The following is a 15,322-nucleotide window of genomic DNA, read 5'->3' on the forward strand; positions in this document are numbered from 1 at the left end:
CCCGATTTCCGCCAAAACCATGATCTCCGGGCGCTGCCCCGGCGTACCCGCCCCGCCGTTTTCTTATAAAATACAGGCATCTTTATTTTTTTCCCCTGAGGCAGCTATGAGCGACGTACAAACCTGGATCAAAGAGACCGTGACCAACACCCCCGTGGTGCTGTTCATGAAGGGCACGGCCCAGTTCCCACAATGCGGTTTTTCCGGCCGCGCCATCCAGATCCTGAAAGCCTGCGGCGTGGAAAACATCGCCACCGTGAACGTGCTGGACGATCCGGAAGTGCGCCAGGGCATCAAGGAATACTCGAACTGGCCCACCATTCCACAGCTCTACATCAAGGGCGAATTCATCGGCGGTTCCGACATCATGAATGAAATGTATGAGTCGGGCGAACTGAAGGCCCTGCTCGGTGCCTGATCGTCCGCGGCGGCTCATCATCGCCATCACGGGCGCCACCGGCGCCGTGTATGGCGTGCGGCTGCTGCGCCATTTACAGGCCATGCCCGGCGTCGAGACGCACGTGATCGTCTCCGAGGCCGCCGTGCTGACCCTGCAGCAGGAAACGGGCATGACGCGCCGCGCCGTCGAGGCGCTGGCCGACGTCGTGCACAAGACGCGCGACGTGGGCGCATCCATCGCCAGCGGCTCGTTCCAGTCCGATGGCATGGTGATCGCGCCATGCTCGATGAAGACCCTGGCCGCCGTGGCCCATGGCCTGTCCGACAACCTGATCGCGCGCGCGGCCGACGTGGTGCTCAAGGAGCGCCGCCGTCTGGTGCTGATGGTGCGCGAGACGCCATTCAACCTGGCCCACCTGCGCAACATGACGGCCGTCACGGAAATGGGCGGCATCATCTTCCCGCCCCTGCCCAGCTTCTACCACCAGCCCCGGAGCATAGACGAGATGGTCGACCACACGGTGGCCCGCGTCATCGACCTGTTCGGCATAGACCATGCGCTGGCGCCCCGCTGGACCGGCATGAAGCCGGCGGCGGACGCCTGAACGGCCGCCATCCTTCCCGGCACAACTGATTGAGCGGCGTCAGCCCACCCACGCGCCGGCCGCATGGCTGCGGCGGCGACAGCACTGCTGGCACAACCGGCCGGGTCCTGGCGGCCCCGGCACGACACCCTAGCGCTTGTCGAACTGGGCGCCGCAAGCCTGTTTCAATTCCCGGGCTTCTTCCACCATGCGGCGCAGGGCGATGCGCTTGCGCATCACTTCCGCGTGCTGGGCCGCCGTCATGGGCGGTGCGGTCATCAGGTCTTTCAGCTGTGCGACGTTGCTGTAGTTACTTTTGATAAGGCGGCTCAAATGCTCGACTCCGTAGTGAAGACTGCTGCGACGCGAAACTTACCCAATTATGAGCCACTCTTGGCATCCGCGCTGCAAAGAAGCGAGTCATTGTCAAAAAATAAAATGGTCTGTCAGGCATTGTGCGCCGCGCGCGTGTCGCGCGTATGACACAGCACAAGGGGCGGGACCCCGGTGGAGAGATTGGCGCAAGCCGCCACGGTTTTGCTTCGAGGAAAAAAACCGAATAAAAATCGAAGAGGATTTAAGTGCGCTTAAATTTATGCGGAATCGGCGGCCTGTCCCGCCGTGATTTTGTTCAGGACAATAAATGGTGATTTGTTACTTTTGGTAGTTCACGCGCACCAGCATACGGATAAATTCACGCGCGATCTGGCGGTGATGCTCATCGAGTCGTTGCAAATCGGCGATCAGCTTGACGTCGGCCGATTCGAAGCGCGACAAGCCATTGCCGCCCTCGCTCGCGGGCGCGCCCGCCTCCGGTCCGCCAAAACGCAGCCATTCCGCCGGCACGCCCAGCCATTGCGCGATCATGCGCAGCTTTTCCTGGGTGGGAATCGCCTCGCCTACCAGCCACTTGCGCGCCGCGTGGACCGTGATCGGACGACCATCGAAGCGAATGTTAAATTCCCGTGCCAGACGGGTAGGACTGTCGGGAGAGTAATGAGCATTTTTGAGAGCCTGTTGCAGGCGCTGGCTAAAGCTTTCGCGTTCATTGGAAGAATTCATAATTGCACTATTTCACGTTGCCGCATGAAAGTCAGTCTCTAGTATGCAAACACTAATTGTGACACAAATTGATTTAACGTTTGACATTCTATCTCACACGCGGCACACCAATGACCGACACCGCTACCAAACTAAATTTGGTGGCGGCCAGCGTCATTTCCAGGGCGCGGGATGCGGATGGAGGTTAAATGGCAAGATTGATACCATAACACTTTATGGCCCCCCCCGGCCAGTCCGGACGCACACTTTCCGTTGTAAAACTACGGACTTGCGCGCCATTAGGGCTTATCGGCGCGGCTTATCGGCGCTGAAATCTCATGATGCCGTCGGCGCCCATTTCGCGGCGCACGATACCCTCCTGCCACAATTTGTGCAGGTGGGCCAGCGCTTCGCCCAGGGCGAAGCTGAGCTGGTGGGCGTCCAGCGTGCGCTTGAACATGATGGGGACGATGTCGGCCGCCGATTGCCATTGGGCGCAGGCGGCCATCACTTCCGCCAGCCGCTCCACGTGGTGCTGGCGCAGCTGGGCGATGCGGGTGTGCAGGCCACGGAAGGGCTTGCCGTGCGAGGGCAACACCAGCACGTCGTCGGGCAGGGTGGCGAACTTGCCCAGCGAGTCCAGGTACAGGCCCAGCGGGTTCGCTTCGGGCTCGACGGCGAACACGGACACATTGGTGGAAATGCGCGGCAATACCATGTCGCCCGAGATCAGCACGTTAAGCGCGGCGCAGTACAGCGAGGCGTGCTCGGGCGCATGGCCAAAGCCGGTGATCACTTGCCACTGATGGGCGCCGATGGTGACCAGCTGGCCATCCTGGAGGCGGTGGTAGCTGTCGGGCACGGACGGCACCAGCGACGGGTAGTACTGGCGCCGGCTGGCCATCTTGTCGAGCATGTCGGGGTCGCGCAAGCCATGGCGCTGGAAGTGGGGCACGGCGGACGAACCGTCCACGCCCGGCAGGGCGGCCGACATCATGCGCGCGAACGCATATTCGCCGGCCGTGGCCCACAGCGGCGCCTGCCAGCGCTGACCCAGCCAGTCGGCCAGGCCGATGTGGTCGGGATGGCAATGGGTGGCCAGCACCCGCTGCAGCGGCCGGCCCACCATCGGGCCGGCGAAGATGGCCTCCCAGCCGGCACGGGTCGCGTCCGTGGCCACGCCGCAATCGACCACGGTCCAGCCGGGCGCGCCGGTGTCCGCGTCGTTGTCGTCCAACAGCCACAGGTTGATATGGTCGAGCGCGAACGGCAGCGGCATGCGCAGCCACGCGACGCCGTCCGCCACGGCGGTCACGGTGCCGATGGCGGGCACGGTGTCGCCCAACGGATACTGCAATTGCGATTCAAGTGGATTCATGGCGATCTTTCGGTGCGGGCGCGCTACAATGTGATTGACGTTGACGTAAACGGAAGCTGAGCGACGATTGTAAGCGGCGCATGCCGCCCCCGTCACCCTGATTCCGCCACTTTACCGCAAGCCCAACCATGCCGACCTATACTATTACCGAACTGGCCCGTGAATTCGATGTGACGGCGCGCGCCATCCGCTTCTATGAAGACCAGGGCCTGCTGAGCCCTTCGCGCGAAGGCGCGGGCGGACGCAACCGCGTCTACACGCCGCGCGACCGCACCCGGCTCAAGCTGACCTTGCGTGGCAAGCGGCTGGGCCTGTCGCTGTCGGAAATCAAGAGCCTGGTCGACATGTACGAGTCGCCCAAGGACACGGCGGCCCAGATGCACCGTTTCCTGAACGTATTGTCGCAACACCGCGAAACGCTGGAACAACAGCGCGAAGACCTGGAAATGGCGCTGGCCGAGCTGACCGCCCATGAAGACGAATGCAAGCGCCTGCTGGCGGCCCAGGCCGGCGAGCAGCAGGCGGGCGCCACCCCCTGAGCGCGGGCGGGGCCCTGAGGCCGCCGCCGCGCGCGTTTCACTTGACGTTTACGTTAACGTCACACAAGCGTATCATTGCCGCATCACCACCCAGCCACCCATACGACAATAGAGGATGACATGCTCCATCTCCCCGGCCTGACCTTTGACCATGGCGAAGACATCGCCGCCCTGCGCGCTGCCGTGCAACAGTTCGCCGCCGCCGAAATCGCGCCGCGCGCCGCTGACATCGACCGCAACGACCAGTTCCCCATGGACCTGTGGCGCAAGCTGGGCGAGCTGGGCGTGCTGGGCATCACCGTCGGCGAGGAATACGGCGGTGCCAACATGGGCTACCTGGCCCACATCGTGGCGATGGAGGAAATCTCGCGCGCCTCGGCCTCCGTCGGCCTGTCCTACGGCGCCCACTCCAACCTGTGCGTGAACCAGATCAAGCGCAACGGCACGGAAGAACAGAAGCGCAAATACCTGCCCAAGCTCATTTCCGGCGAATACGTGGGCGCGCTGGCCATGTCCGAACCGAATGCCGGCTCGGACGTGGTGAGCATGAAGCTGCGCGCCGACTTCAAGGGCGACCGCTGGGTGCTCAACGGCAGCAAGATGTGGATCACCAACGGCCCCGACGCCGACGTGCTGGTGGTCTACGCCAAGAACGACCTGGAAGCGGGCCCGCGCGGCATGACGGCCTTCCTGATCGAAAAAGGTTTCAAGGGCTTCTCCGTGGCCCAGAAGCTCGACAAGCTGGGCATGCGCGGTTCGCACACGGGCGAACTGGTGTTCGAGGATTGCGAAGTGCCGGCCGAGAACGTGCTGGGCGGCCTGGGCAAGGGCGTCAACGTGCTGATGTCGGGCCTCGATTTCGAGCGCACCGTGCTGTCCGGCGGCCCGCTGGGCATCATGCAGGCTTGCATGGACAACGTGGTGCCCTACATCCACGACCGCAAGCAATTTGGCCAGCCCATCGGTGAATTCCAGCTGATGCAGGGTAAGATAGCCGATATGTACTCGACCATGATGGCATGCAAGGCATATGTGTACGCCGTCGGTCAGGCTTGCGACCGGGCCACGACCCCGGAAGCGGTCCGCCAGCTGCGCAAGGACGCGGCAGGGGCCATTCTGTACAGCGCGGAAAAAGCCACCTGGATGGCCGGCGAGGCGATCCAGACCCTGGGCGGCAACGGCTACATCAACGAGTATCCGGTGGGCCGCCTGTGGCGCGACGCCAAGCTGTACGAGATCGGTGCCGGTACCAGCGAAATCCGCCGCATGCTGATCGGTCGCGAACTGTTCGCGGAAACGATGTAAAGCTGGGGCGGTCCGTACGCCGTTCCCGCGCGGGAACGGCGCTCACTCACCAGCCCAACCGCGAGTAGGACGATGACCCAAGCTGCTTTCCCTAAACTGCTGTCTTCCCAGATCGCTTTCGACATCGCGCGCACGATACGCGACGGTTTCGACAAGCACTACCGGCTCTTTCGCGAGACCAGCCAGCAGGCCAAGCAGCACTTCGAGCAGGGCGCCTGGCGCGAGGCCCAGCTGGCCGCGCGCGAGCGCATCGGCTTTTACGACAAGCGCGTGCACGAATGCGTGCAGATGCTGGAAGACGAGTACGACCCGGAAGAACTGACGGACGACGTGTGGCGCGAATTGAAGCTGCACTACATCGGCATGCTGTCGGACCACAAGCAGCCGGAACTGGCCGAAACCTTCTTCAATTCCGTCTGCTGCAACATCCTGCACCGCACCTACTTCCACAACGATTTCATCTTCGTGCGCCCGGTCGTGTCGACCGAGTACATCGAGACGGACGAGCTGTCGCCCACCTACCGCGTCTATTACCCCGGCAAGGATGGCTTGCACGTCGCGCTGCGGCGCATCATCACGAACTTTCAACTCGACGCGAAGTTCGCCAACCTGGACCGCGACGTGGACCTGGTGGAAGCGCGCCTGCGCCAGTTGTTCGGCACCATCCGCATGGAGCCCAACCACCAGATCCAGGTGCTGTCGAGCCTGTTCTTCCGCAACAAGGGCGCCTACATCGTGGGCAAGGGCATCAACGGCAACAAGGAATACCCGTTCATCGTGCCCATCCTGCACAACCGCAACGGTGAACTGATCCTCGACACGGTGCTGTTCGACCTGGAACAGATCACGGTGCTGTTCTCGTTCACGCGCGCCTACTTCCTGGTGGACATGGAAGTGCCGTCGGCCTACGTGCAGTTCCTGCGCAGCCTGATGCCGCGCAAGCCGCGCAGCGAGATGTACACCATCCTCGGCCTGCAAAAGCAGGGCAAGACGCTGTTCTACCGCGACTACCTGCAGCACCTCAAGCACTCGTCCGACCAGTTCGAGATCGCGCCCGGCATCCGCGGCCTGGTGATGCTGGTGTTCGCGCTGCCGTCCTTTCCCTACGTGTTCAAGGTGATCAAGGATTTCTTCCCGCCGCCCAAGGAAACCACGCGTGCGCTGATCAAGGAAAAATACCTGCTGGTCAAAAACCACGACCGCGTGGGCCGCATGGCCGACACGCTCGAATATTCGAACGTGGCCTTCCCCAGGCACCGCTTCACGGACGACCTGATCGCCGAGCTCAAGCACTACGCGCCGTCGCTGGTGGAGGAGGATGGCGAGCAGATCATCATCAAGCACCTGTACATCGAACGGCGCATGGTGCCGCTCAACATCTGGCTCAGCAACGCCGAGAAGGATGGCGACGACGCCCAGATCGAACATGGCGTGCTCGAATACGGCAACGCCATCAAGGAACTGGTGACGGCCAACATCTTCCCCGGCGACATGCTGTACAAGAACTTCGGCGTCACCCGCCACCAGCGCGTCGTGTTCTACGACTACGACGAGATCGAGTACATCACCGACTGCAATTTCCGCGTGATCCCCACCCCGCGCACGGAGGAGGAGGAGATGGCGTCCGAACCGTGGTACCCGATCGCCAGGAACGACGTGTTCCCCGAACAGTTCGGCACCTTCCTGCTCGGTAACGCCAAGATCCGCAAGTATTTCATGAAGCACCACGCCGACCTGCTGACCCAGTCCTACTGGCAAGCCCGCAAGCAGCGCATCCAGGAAGGCTACGTGGACGACGTGTTTCCGTATCCGCAACACATCCGTTTTTGCCACCAGCACCTCACCCCCCCCCCGGCGGTCACTCCGCCCCCCTTTATGGAGACCTTAGAAAATGAATGATCCCATCGTAATCGTCGGTGCGGCACGCACCCCCATGGGCGCCTTCCAGGGCGATTTCTCCTCCAAGAGCGCCAATGACCTCGGCGGCGTGGCCATCGCCGCCGCCGTCGAGCGCGCCGGCGTCGATCCCAAGCTGGTCGAACACGTCTATTTCGGCAACTGCCTGATGGCCGGCCAGGGCCAGGCCCCGGCCCGCCAGGCCCTGCTCAAGGGCGGCCTGCCCACCTCCACCGGCGCCGTCACGCTGTCCAAGATGTGCGGCTCGGCCATGCAGGCCGCCATCTTCGCGCACGACCAGCTGGTCGCTGGCAGCGCCGAGGTGGTGGTGGCCGGCGGCATGGAATCGATGACCAACGCGCCCTACCTGATCCCCAAGGCACGCGGCGGCTACCGCATCGGCCATGGCATGCTGTTCGACCACATGATGTACGACGGCCTGGAAGACGCCTACTCGCGCAACGAGAAAACGGGCGAAGGCCGCTCCATGGGCACCTTCGCGGAAGAGTGCGCGGCCAAGTACCAGTTCACCCGCGAAGCGCAGGATGCGTTCGCGATCGAATCCGTCAAGCGCGCCCAGCGGGCCACGACCGAGGGCTACTTCAAGTGGGAAATCGCGCCCGTGACCGTGTCCGGCCGTAGCGGCGATACCGTGATCGAGCAGGATGAAGGCCCGCTCAAGGCCAAGCTCGACAAGATCCCCGCGCTGCGCCCCGCGTTCAAGAAGGATGGCACCATCACGGCCGCCTCGTCCTCGTCCATCAACGACGGCGCGGCCGCGCTGGTGATGATGCGCGCCTCCACGGCCAAGAAGCTGGGCCTGGCGCCTATCGCCACCGTGCACGGCCACGCCACCCACGCCCAGGCGCCCGACCTGTTCGCCACGGCCCCGATCGGCGCCGTGCAGAAGCTGTACAGCAAGATCGGCTGGAGCACCAAGGACGTGGACCTGTTCGAGATCAACGAAGCGTTCGCCGCCGTGGCCATGGCCGCCATGCGCGACCTGGAGATCCCGCACGAGAAGATCAACGTGCACGGCGGCGCCTGCGCGCTGGGCCACCCGATCGGCGCCTCCGGCGCCCGCATCCTGGTCACCCTGATCGGCGCCCTCAAGCGCACCGGCGGCAAGCGCGGCGTGGCCGCCCTGTGCATCGGCGGCGGCGAGGCCACCGCAATGGCGATCGAACTGGCCTAAGCGCCAACCGTACGACGCGGCCCCGTCCCCCCTTGTGCGGGGCCGGGGCGGGCGCCGCGTCACCCAGCAACCGCAGCAGATAAAGGATTCCCATGCCCACCGCACTCATCATCGGCGCCTCGCGTGGCATTGGCCACGAACTGGCGCGCCAATACCTGGCCGACGGCTGGCGCGTGATCGCCACGGCGCGCCAGGCGCCCGACTGCCAGGCGCTGGCCGACCTGGGCGCCGAAGCGCACACGCTGGACGTGACCAACGTGGAAGCGTGCGCCGCGCTCGGCTGGCGGCTCGACGGCGAACAGCTGGAAGTGGCCATCCTCAACGCGGGCGTGTACGGCCCGCGCCACGACGGCTTCCCGCTGCAATCGGACTTCGACAACGTGATGCACACCAATGTGCTGGCCGCCATGCGGCTGCTGCCCATCGTGGCGCCACTGGTGTGCGCGGCGCGCGGCAAGCTGGCCGTGATGTCGTCGCACATGGGCTCGCTGTCCGAGCGCGACAACGCCAGCGGCACGCTGTACCGGGCCAGCAAGGCGGCCCTCAATTCCGTGCTGATCGACACGGCCATCCAGTACGGCGCCAAGGGCGCCACCTGCGTGGCCCTGCATCCGGGCTGGGTACGCACTGACATGGGCGGGGCCGAGGCCGACCTCGACGTGGGCACCAGCGCGGCCGGCATCCGCAGCACGCTGGCTGGCTTGCCGCACGCGGAGCACGCGGTGTATCGCAATTACGACGGCACGCCGATCGGCTGGTAAGCGTCTGCGCGCGCGCCGGCGGTACGCCCCCTTCAATAACGAACACGAGACAACATGATTCTGAGCGACGAACACAATATGATCCGCGACGCCCTGCGCGCGTTTTCCCAGGAGCGCCTGGCGCCCAACGCGGCGCGCTGGGACAAGGAACACTATTTCCCCAAGCAGGAACTGAAGGAACTGGCCGCGCTGGGCGCGTTCGGCGTGGCCGTGCCCGAAGCGCTGGGCGGCGCGGGCCTGGACTACGTGTCGCTGGCGCTGGTGCTGGAGGAGATCGCGGCCGGAGACGGCGGCACCTCCACCATCATCTCCGTCAACAACTGCCCCGTGTGCAGCATCGCCATGATGTACGCCAACGAACGCCAGAAGGAACAATGGCTGCGGCCGCTGGCCCAGGGCGAGATGCTGGGCGCGTTCTGCCTGACGGAGCCGCACACGGGCAGCGACGCGGCCGCCCTGCGCACCACGGCCACGCGCGACGGCGACAGCTACGTGCTGAACGGCGTCAAGCAATTCATCACCAGCGGCAAATACGCGGACGTGGCCATCGTCATGGCCGTGACGGACAAGGCGGCCGGCAAGAAGGGCATCAGCGCGTTCTGGGTGCCCACTTCCACGCCCGGCTACATTGTGGCCGGTCTGGAGCAGAAGATGGGCCAGCACTCGTCGGACACGGCCCAGATCCTGTTCGAGAATTGCCGCATCCCGGCCGAGAACCTGATCGGCGAGGAAGGCCAGGGTTACAAGATCGCCCTGTCCGGGCTGGAAGGCGGCCGCATCGGCATCGCCTCGCAGTCGGTCGGCATGGCGCGCGCCGCGTATGAAGCGGCGCTCACCTACGCCAAGGAACGCGAAAGCTTCGGCCAGCCCATCTTCAACCACCAGGCCGTGCAGTTCCGGCTGGCCGACATGGCGACCCAGATCGAAGCGGCGCGCCAGTTGATCCGCCACGCGGCGTCGATGAAGGACGCCGGCCTGCCCTGCCTGAAGGAAGCGGCGATGGCCAAGCTGTTCGCCTCGGAGATGGCCGAGCGCGTGTGTTCGGACGCGATCCAGGTGCATGGCGGCTACGGCTACGTGTCCGACTTCCCGGTCGAGCGCATCTACCGCGACGTGCGCGTGTGCCAGATCTACGAAGGCACCAGCGATATCCAGAAACTGCTGATCGCCCGCGCCCTCTAATCCCGCAATTGGGGACGTAGCAAAATGAAACAGGGCGCCGCGCCATTCAATTTTGCTACGTCCCCAATTTGCGGTGGCGGCGGACGAAAAAAAAGCTCGCCTTAGCGAGCTTTATTCCAATGTATTACCTATGCTTTAATCGTGCCGGACGCCAGTGCTATCTGCAAAGTGCCTCCAGAGTCTCGGGCGCCCATGCTATCTGCGTGGTGCCCCCAACGTGTAAATCGACCAACGTATTCGGAATTACAAATCCAAGCGTTTGCGGCTTTGCACAATTCGAACTTACACAATACAAATCGCGGCGCATGCTACTGGATAGCGGCACTGCCTGCGAACAGGCCTCACCACTGAACGTAGTGTAACACAGGTCTTCGTGCGGCGCACAAATTCTTTTCCTGCCGTTACTTGCCGTCCCTGTCCACGTCCAGGTAGCGCCACGCCGTCAGCTCGACGGGGTGGCGCTTGTAGTGCCTGAGCCAAGGCTGGCGCAGGTCCGCCGAGATGGGGTGGGTCAGCAGCACCCACGGCGCATAGGCGTGCAGCAACTGGGCCATCTCGTTGAACAGCCGGGTACGCTCGGGCGAGTCGGCCAGCTTGCTGGCCTGCTCGTAGCGCTGGTTGAAGGCGGGCAGGTTGAAGCGGGCGTAGTTGGCGCGGCCGCTGTTGGGGCCGTACAGCAGCTGGTAGAAGTTGTCGCCGTCGGGGAAGTCGGCGATCCAGTTGGTCTCGAACATCATCACCTTGCCCAGCCGCGAGGCTTTGATCACTTCCGTCTTCTTGTCGCTCTTGAATTCGACCCGCAGGCCAATCGCGTTCAGGTTCTTGCGCCACAATTCGTCGCGCAACCGGCCCACCGTGGTCGGCTCCGTGTGCATGATGAGGGTGAGCGGCTGGCCGTTGGGCTGGCGGCGGTAGCCATCCGCGCCCATGCGATAGCCGTAGCGGTCCAGCAGCGCGCGCGCCAGCGCGGGGTCGTAGGCGGTCGGGCTGCGGAAGGCCGGATCGTAGCCGCGCACGTTGGGCGGCAGCGGCGTTTGCGCGGGCAGGGCCAGGCCCTTCTTCAACAGCGCGATATCTTCCGCACCGTTGTAGCCGAGCGCGATGGCGCGCCGCAGCGCCACCTTGTCCTTGCTGTAGCCGCCGACCAGCGGGTCGTCCATGTTCATCCACATGTAGTAGGTTTGCAGCACGGGGAAGGGCGTCAGCGTCATGCCCTTGCGCGCCAGTTCGGGCTTCAGCGTGGGCGTAGCGTCGGCCGTCAGCACCATGTCCTTCATCGATTCGGGCACTTGCTCGAGGTAGTCGAATTCGCCGTTCAGGAAACCCAGCATGCGCGACTGGTATTCCTCCATGATCTTCACTTCCACCCGCCGCACCAGCGGCAAGCGCTTGCCTTCCAGCGACGCGGCCAGTGCGCGGTCGGCCGGCGCCACGTCCGCCCCGGCATGGAACACGGTGGGACGGAAATCCGGGTTGGCCAGCAGCGTGATCTTGTCGCTGTGCTTCCATTCGCCCATCACGAACGGGCCGGTGCCCACCGGGTGGTTGCCGAACTGGCTGCCGTAGGCTTCCGCCACTTCGCGCGCCACCACGCCGGTGGCGGGGATGGCGAGATAAAACAGGAAGTTGGGATCGGGCGCCGTCAGCCGCAATTGCAGCGTGTATTTGTCCAGCGCGCGCAGGCCGGCGATGGGGCGGTCGTAGCGGAAGCCGTCCCCCTTGAGCGCGCCGTCGCCTTCCAGTTTGCCTTCGAGCAGGAACAGCCACGGCGATTTGAGGGCCGGGTCGTACAGGCGCATCAGGCTGTACACGTAGTCCTGGGCCGTCACTTCGCGCCGCGCGCCGCGGAAAGCGGGATCGGGCGAGAACACGATGCCGGGCTGGAGGTGGAAGGTGTAGCGCAGTCCGCCTTCGTCCACCGTGGGCATGGCGCTGACCGTGTTCGGTTGCAGCCGCACGGGACGGGCCAGGTAGTCGTAGCGCAGCAGCGGGTCGAACAGGTTTTCCAGCAGGCTCAGGCTGGCCAGGTCGGACGCGACAGCCGGGTCCAGCCCCGTTTCGCCCGTGCTCAGGAAGGCGTGCAGCACGGGCGGGGTGGCGGCCGGGGTGGCGCTGGCGGCGCCGCTCCAGCCGGCCAGCGCCAGCACGGTGGCGGCCACGATGGTGGTCCAGTAACGCTTCATGTGATATTCCGTTGAGAATGCGCGGCCAGCATACTCTATACTCTGGCTGCAATATTGCCTATCCCATCTAGTCCGAGGAACCCCCGCTTTATGTCGCTCAATTACATCTGGTCTGGCTTTTTCCTGGTGGGATTCGCCGCGGCGCTGGCGCAGTGGCTGTTGCTGGGCGATACGGAGATCTTCAAGCGCATCATCGAGGGCACCTTCGACTCGGCCCGCCTGGGCGTGATGGACATCGCGCTGCCGCTGGCCGGCGTGATGACGCTGTGGCTGGGCATCATGAACATCGGCGAGAAGGCCGGCATGGTGAACCTGCTGGCGCGCGTGATCTCGCCGTTCTTCTCGCGCATCTTCCCGGAAGTGCCGAAGAACCATCCGGCCACCGGCCACATGGTGATGAACTTCTCGGCCAACCTGCTGGGCCTGGACAACGCGGCCACCCCGTTCGGCCTGAAGGCCATGGAAAGCCTGCAAACGCTCAATCCCAACAAGGATGAACCGAGCAACGCGCAAATCATGTTCCTGGTGCTGCACACTTCGGGCCTGACCCTGATCCCGGTGGCCATCATGGCCCAGCGCGCGATCCTGGGCGCGCACGATCCGTCCGACATCTTCATCCCCTGCATGATCGCCACCTACGTGGCCACCATGGCCGGCATCATCGGCGTGGCGATCCGCCAGCGCATCAACCTGTTCAACGGCGTCGTCATGGGCTGGCTGGGCGGGATCACGGCCTTCATCGGCGCCACCGTCTGGTACTTCACGCAATACCTGGCGCGCAGCGAGATCGAACAGGTGTCCAAGGTGGTGAGCAACCTGGTGCTGATCGTCGTGATCGCGGCTTTCATCATCGCCGCGCTGTGGAAGAAGGTGAATGTGTACGAGGCGTTCATCGAAGGGGCCAAGGGCGGCATCCAGACCTCGATCACCATCATCCCCTACCTGGTGGGCATGCTGGTGGCCATCAGTGTGATCCGCAACGCCGGCGTGCTCGGTTTCATGATCAGCGGCCTCGATTGGGTGGTGACGCACCTGGGCTGGAACGCGGACTTCGTGCCGTCGCTGCCGACGGCGCTCATGAAGCCCTTGAGCAGCAGCGCCTCCAAGGCCCTGATGATCGACGCCATGAAGACCTACGGCCCCGATTCCTTCATCGGCCGCCTGACCTGCGTGTTCCAGGGCTCGGCCGACACCACCTTCTACATCGTGGCGCTGTACTTCGGCTCGGTGGGCATCCGCAAGACCCGCTACGCCATCTCCTGCGGCCTGATCGCCGATTTCGCCGGGGTGGTGGCCGCCATCCTCGTGTCCTACGCCTTCTTCCACTGACCATGTCCATGCGCCGTCCGCTGCTCGCCGTCCTGTTCGCCACCCTGGCCACCGCCGCCCACGCCGATCTGCCCGAGCCCGTGGCCCAGCTGCTGCAAGCGGCCCGCATTCCGCAGGAGGCGATGGGCGCCGTCGTGCTGCGCGATGGGGTGCCGCTGCTGTCGCACGGGGCCGAACGCAGCATGCAGCCCGCGTCCACGATGAAGGTGCTGACCACGATGGTGGCACTGGAACAGCTGGGCCCCGTGTTCCGGGGGCGTACGGAATTGCGTACGGATGCGGAACTGGTGCGCGGCGTGCTGCGCGGCGACCTGTACCTGCGCGGCGGCGCCGACGCCGACTTGAACGAGGATGTGCTGGCCCGCATGCTGCAGGAGCTGCGCAACCAGGGCATCTGGCGCATCCAGGGCGACATCGTGCTCGACCGCCAGTTATTCCAGCCCGCCCAGCCCGACCCGCACGCGCCACCGTTCGATGAGTACCCGTACGCCTACTACAACGTGGTGCCGGACGCGCTGCTGCTCAACACCAACCTGCTGCGGCTGGAACTGCGTTCGACGGGCGGCCAATTGTCGGCCGTGATGCTGCCCGCCATGGACAAGGTGGGCCTGAAAGCGGACCTGAAACTGGTGGACGCGCCATGCGCGGAATGGGAAAACGGCTGGAAGCGGCCCGAGGCCGTGCGCAAAGACGGCAAGATCAACGTCCTGCTGCGCGGCACCTTCCCGCGCGATTGCAGCACCTCCACCAGCATCAACGTGCTGGACCGCCACGACTACCTGGAACGCCTGCTGCGCACCACGTGGAAGCGCGTCGGCGGTGTACTGAACGGCGAAGTGCGCGAGGCGGCACCGGACGGCACCACCCCGCCCACCTCGCGCCTGCTGGCGGCCCACGTGTCACGCCCCCTGCCGGAGCTGCTGCGCGACATCAACAAGCAGTCGGACAACACGCTGGCCCGCACCCTGTTCCTCAGCCTGGGCAGCCTGGAGGCCGACAGCGCGCTGGGCAGCCACCCGCTGCCGCCGTCCGAGGACAGCACGGCCGCGCGCGCCGGGCAACGCATCCACGCCTGGCTGAAGGAACACGGCATCGCCACCGACGGCCTGGTGCTGGAAAACGGTTCCGGCCTGTCGCGGCTGGAACGGGCCACGCCGGCCCAGCTGGCGGCCGTGCTGCAGGCCGGCCAGCGCAGCCTGTGGATGCCCGAATTCGTCTCCAGCCTGCCCATCGCGGGCCTCGACGGCACCATGCGCAAACGTCTCAAGGACAGCCCCGCCGCCCTGCACGCGCGCCTGAAAACGGGCAGCCTGCACGCCGTGGTGGCGATCGCCGGCTACGTGCCGGACGCCAGTGGCCACCCATGCGTGGTGGTGGCCTTCATCAACGACGAGCACGTGGCCAACGGCGCCGGCCGCGCCGCGCTCGATGCGCTGGTGGACTGGGTGGCGCGCACCCCGCAGTCCACGCCACCGGCCAGGTGAACCCGCGGCGCTATTGAACCATACTGTTTATATCATTTTTACGGAG

General features: G+C 64.7%; 14 protein-coding genes. 10 read left to right on the plus strand and 4 right to left on the minus strand.

Going from position 1 to position 15,322, the window contains the following annotated elements; translation table 11 throughout:
* Positions 1-106 precede the first annotated feature (106 nt).
* Complete coding sequence (gene grxD, locus H3H36_RS05125; RefSeq protein WP_182160927.1) at positions 107-418, plus strand: Grx4 family monothiol glutaredoxin; 312 nt, start codon at positions 107-109, stop codon at positions 416-418.
* Entirely contained in the window at positions 411-1,004 is a 594-nt protein-coding gene (locus tag H3H36_RS05130) for a UbiX family flavin prenyltransferase (protein WP_182214874.1), read from the plus strand. Before grxD ends, H3H36_RS05130 begins: the two co-directional genes overlap by 8 nt.
* Positions 1,005-1,133: 129 nt before the next feature.
* Here H3H36_RS05130 and H3H36_RS05135 read toward each other — a convergent pair whose 3' ends face one another.
* The 3 genes from H3H36_RS05135 to H3H36_RS05145 all read right to left on the minus strand — a co-directional run bounded on the left by H3H36_RS05135 (position 1,134) and on the right by H3H36_RS05145 (position 3,402).
* Entirely contained in the window at positions 1,134-1,316 is a 183-nt protein-coding gene (locus tag H3H36_RS05135) for a hypothetical protein (protein ID WP_182215371.1), read from the minus strand.
* A gap of 321 nt (positions 1,317-1,637) precedes the next feature.
* The gene (locus H3H36_RS05140; RefSeq protein WP_182160925.1) at positions 1,638-2,045 is read right to left on the minus strand and encodes a hypothetical protein; all 408 of its coding nucleotides are present in this window, start codon (positions 2,043-2,045) and stop codon (positions 1,638-1,640) included.
* A 298-nt stretch (positions 2,046-2,343) separates the two neighbouring features.
* Complete coding sequence (locus H3H36_RS05145) at positions 2,344-3,402, minus strand: MBL fold metallo-hydrolase (protein ID WP_182214876.1); 1,059 nt, start codon at positions 3,400-3,402, stop codon at positions 2,344-2,346.
* A gap of 128 nt (positions 3,403-3,530) precedes the next feature.
* Here H3H36_RS05145 and H3H36_RS05150 point away from each other — a divergent pair, with 128 nt between their 5' ends.
* The 6 genes from H3H36_RS05150 (at position 3,531) to H3H36_RS05175 (ending at position 10,280) form a co-directional block, all read left to right on the plus strand.
* On the plus strand, positions 3,531-3,941 hold the full coding sequence (locus tag H3H36_RS05150) for a MerR family transcriptional regulator (RefSeq protein WP_182214879.1): 411 nt from the start codon (positions 3,531-3,533) through the stop codon (positions 3,939-3,941).
* 120 nt (positions 3,942-4,061) lie between these two features.
* Entirely contained in the window at positions 4,062-5,246 is a 1,185-nt protein-coding gene (locus H3H36_RS05155; protein ID WP_182214881.1) for an isovaleryl-CoA dehydrogenase, read from the plus strand.
* 72 nt (positions 5,247-5,318) lie between these two features.
* A complete protein-coding gene (aceK, locus tag H3H36_RS05160; RefSeq protein ID WP_182214883.1) occupies positions 5,319-7,145 on the plus strand; it encodes a bifunctional isocitrate dehydrogenase kinase/phosphatase in 1,827 nt (608 codons plus the stop codon).
* Positions 7,138-8,337, plus strand: a complete 1,200-nt coding sequence (locus H3H36_RS05165) for an acetyl-CoA C-acyltransferase (protein WP_182214886.1) — start codon at positions 7,138-7,140, stop codon at positions 8,335-8,337. The genes aceK and H3H36_RS05165 overlap by 8 nt, the downstream gene beginning before the upstream one ends.
* A 92-nt stretch (positions 8,338-8,429) precedes the next feature.
* Complete coding sequence (locus H3H36_RS05170) at positions 8,430-9,098, plus strand: SDR family oxidoreductase (protein WP_182214889.1); 669 nt, start codon at positions 8,430-8,432, stop codon at positions 9,096-9,098.
* A gap of 54 nt (positions 9,099-9,152) precedes the next feature.
* Positions 9,153-10,280 (plus strand): acyl-CoA dehydrogenase family protein, encoded by a 1,128-nt coding sequence (locus tag H3H36_RS05175; protein WP_182214892.1) that lies wholly within the window; start codon positions 9,153-9,155, stop codon positions 10,278-10,280.
* A 401-nt stretch (positions 10,281-10,681) separates the two neighbouring features.
* On the opposite strand, the gene H3H36_RS05180 is transcribed toward H3H36_RS05175, so the two are convergent.
* Positions 10,682-12,463, minus strand: a complete 1,782-nt coding sequence (locus H3H36_RS05180) for an ABC transporter substrate-binding protein (protein ID WP_182214894.1) — start codon at positions 12,461-12,463, stop codon at positions 10,682-10,684.
* Between the two features lie 90 nt (positions 12,464-12,553).
* Here H3H36_RS05180 and H3H36_RS05185 point away from each other — a divergent pair, with 90 nt between their 5' ends.
* A complete protein-coding gene (locus tag H3H36_RS05185; RefSeq protein WP_182214896.1) occupies positions 12,554-13,792 on the plus strand; it encodes a spore maturation protein in 1,239 nt (412 codons plus the stop codon).
* 2 nt (positions 13,793-13,794) lie between these two features.
* Complete coding sequence (gene dacB, locus H3H36_RS05190; RefSeq protein WP_311196577.1) at positions 13,795-15,276, plus strand: D-alanyl-D-alanine carboxypeptidase/D-alanyl-D-alanine endopeptidase; 1,482 nt, start codon at positions 13,795-13,797, stop codon at positions 15,274-15,276.
* Positions 15,277-15,322 lie beyond the last annotated feature (46 nt).

It is taken from the genome of Rugamonas fusca, assembly GCF_014042365.1.
Taxonomy (GTDB): Bacteria; Pseudomonadota; Gammaproteobacteria; order Burkholderiales; family Burkholderiaceae_D; genus Rugamonas; species Rugamonas fusca.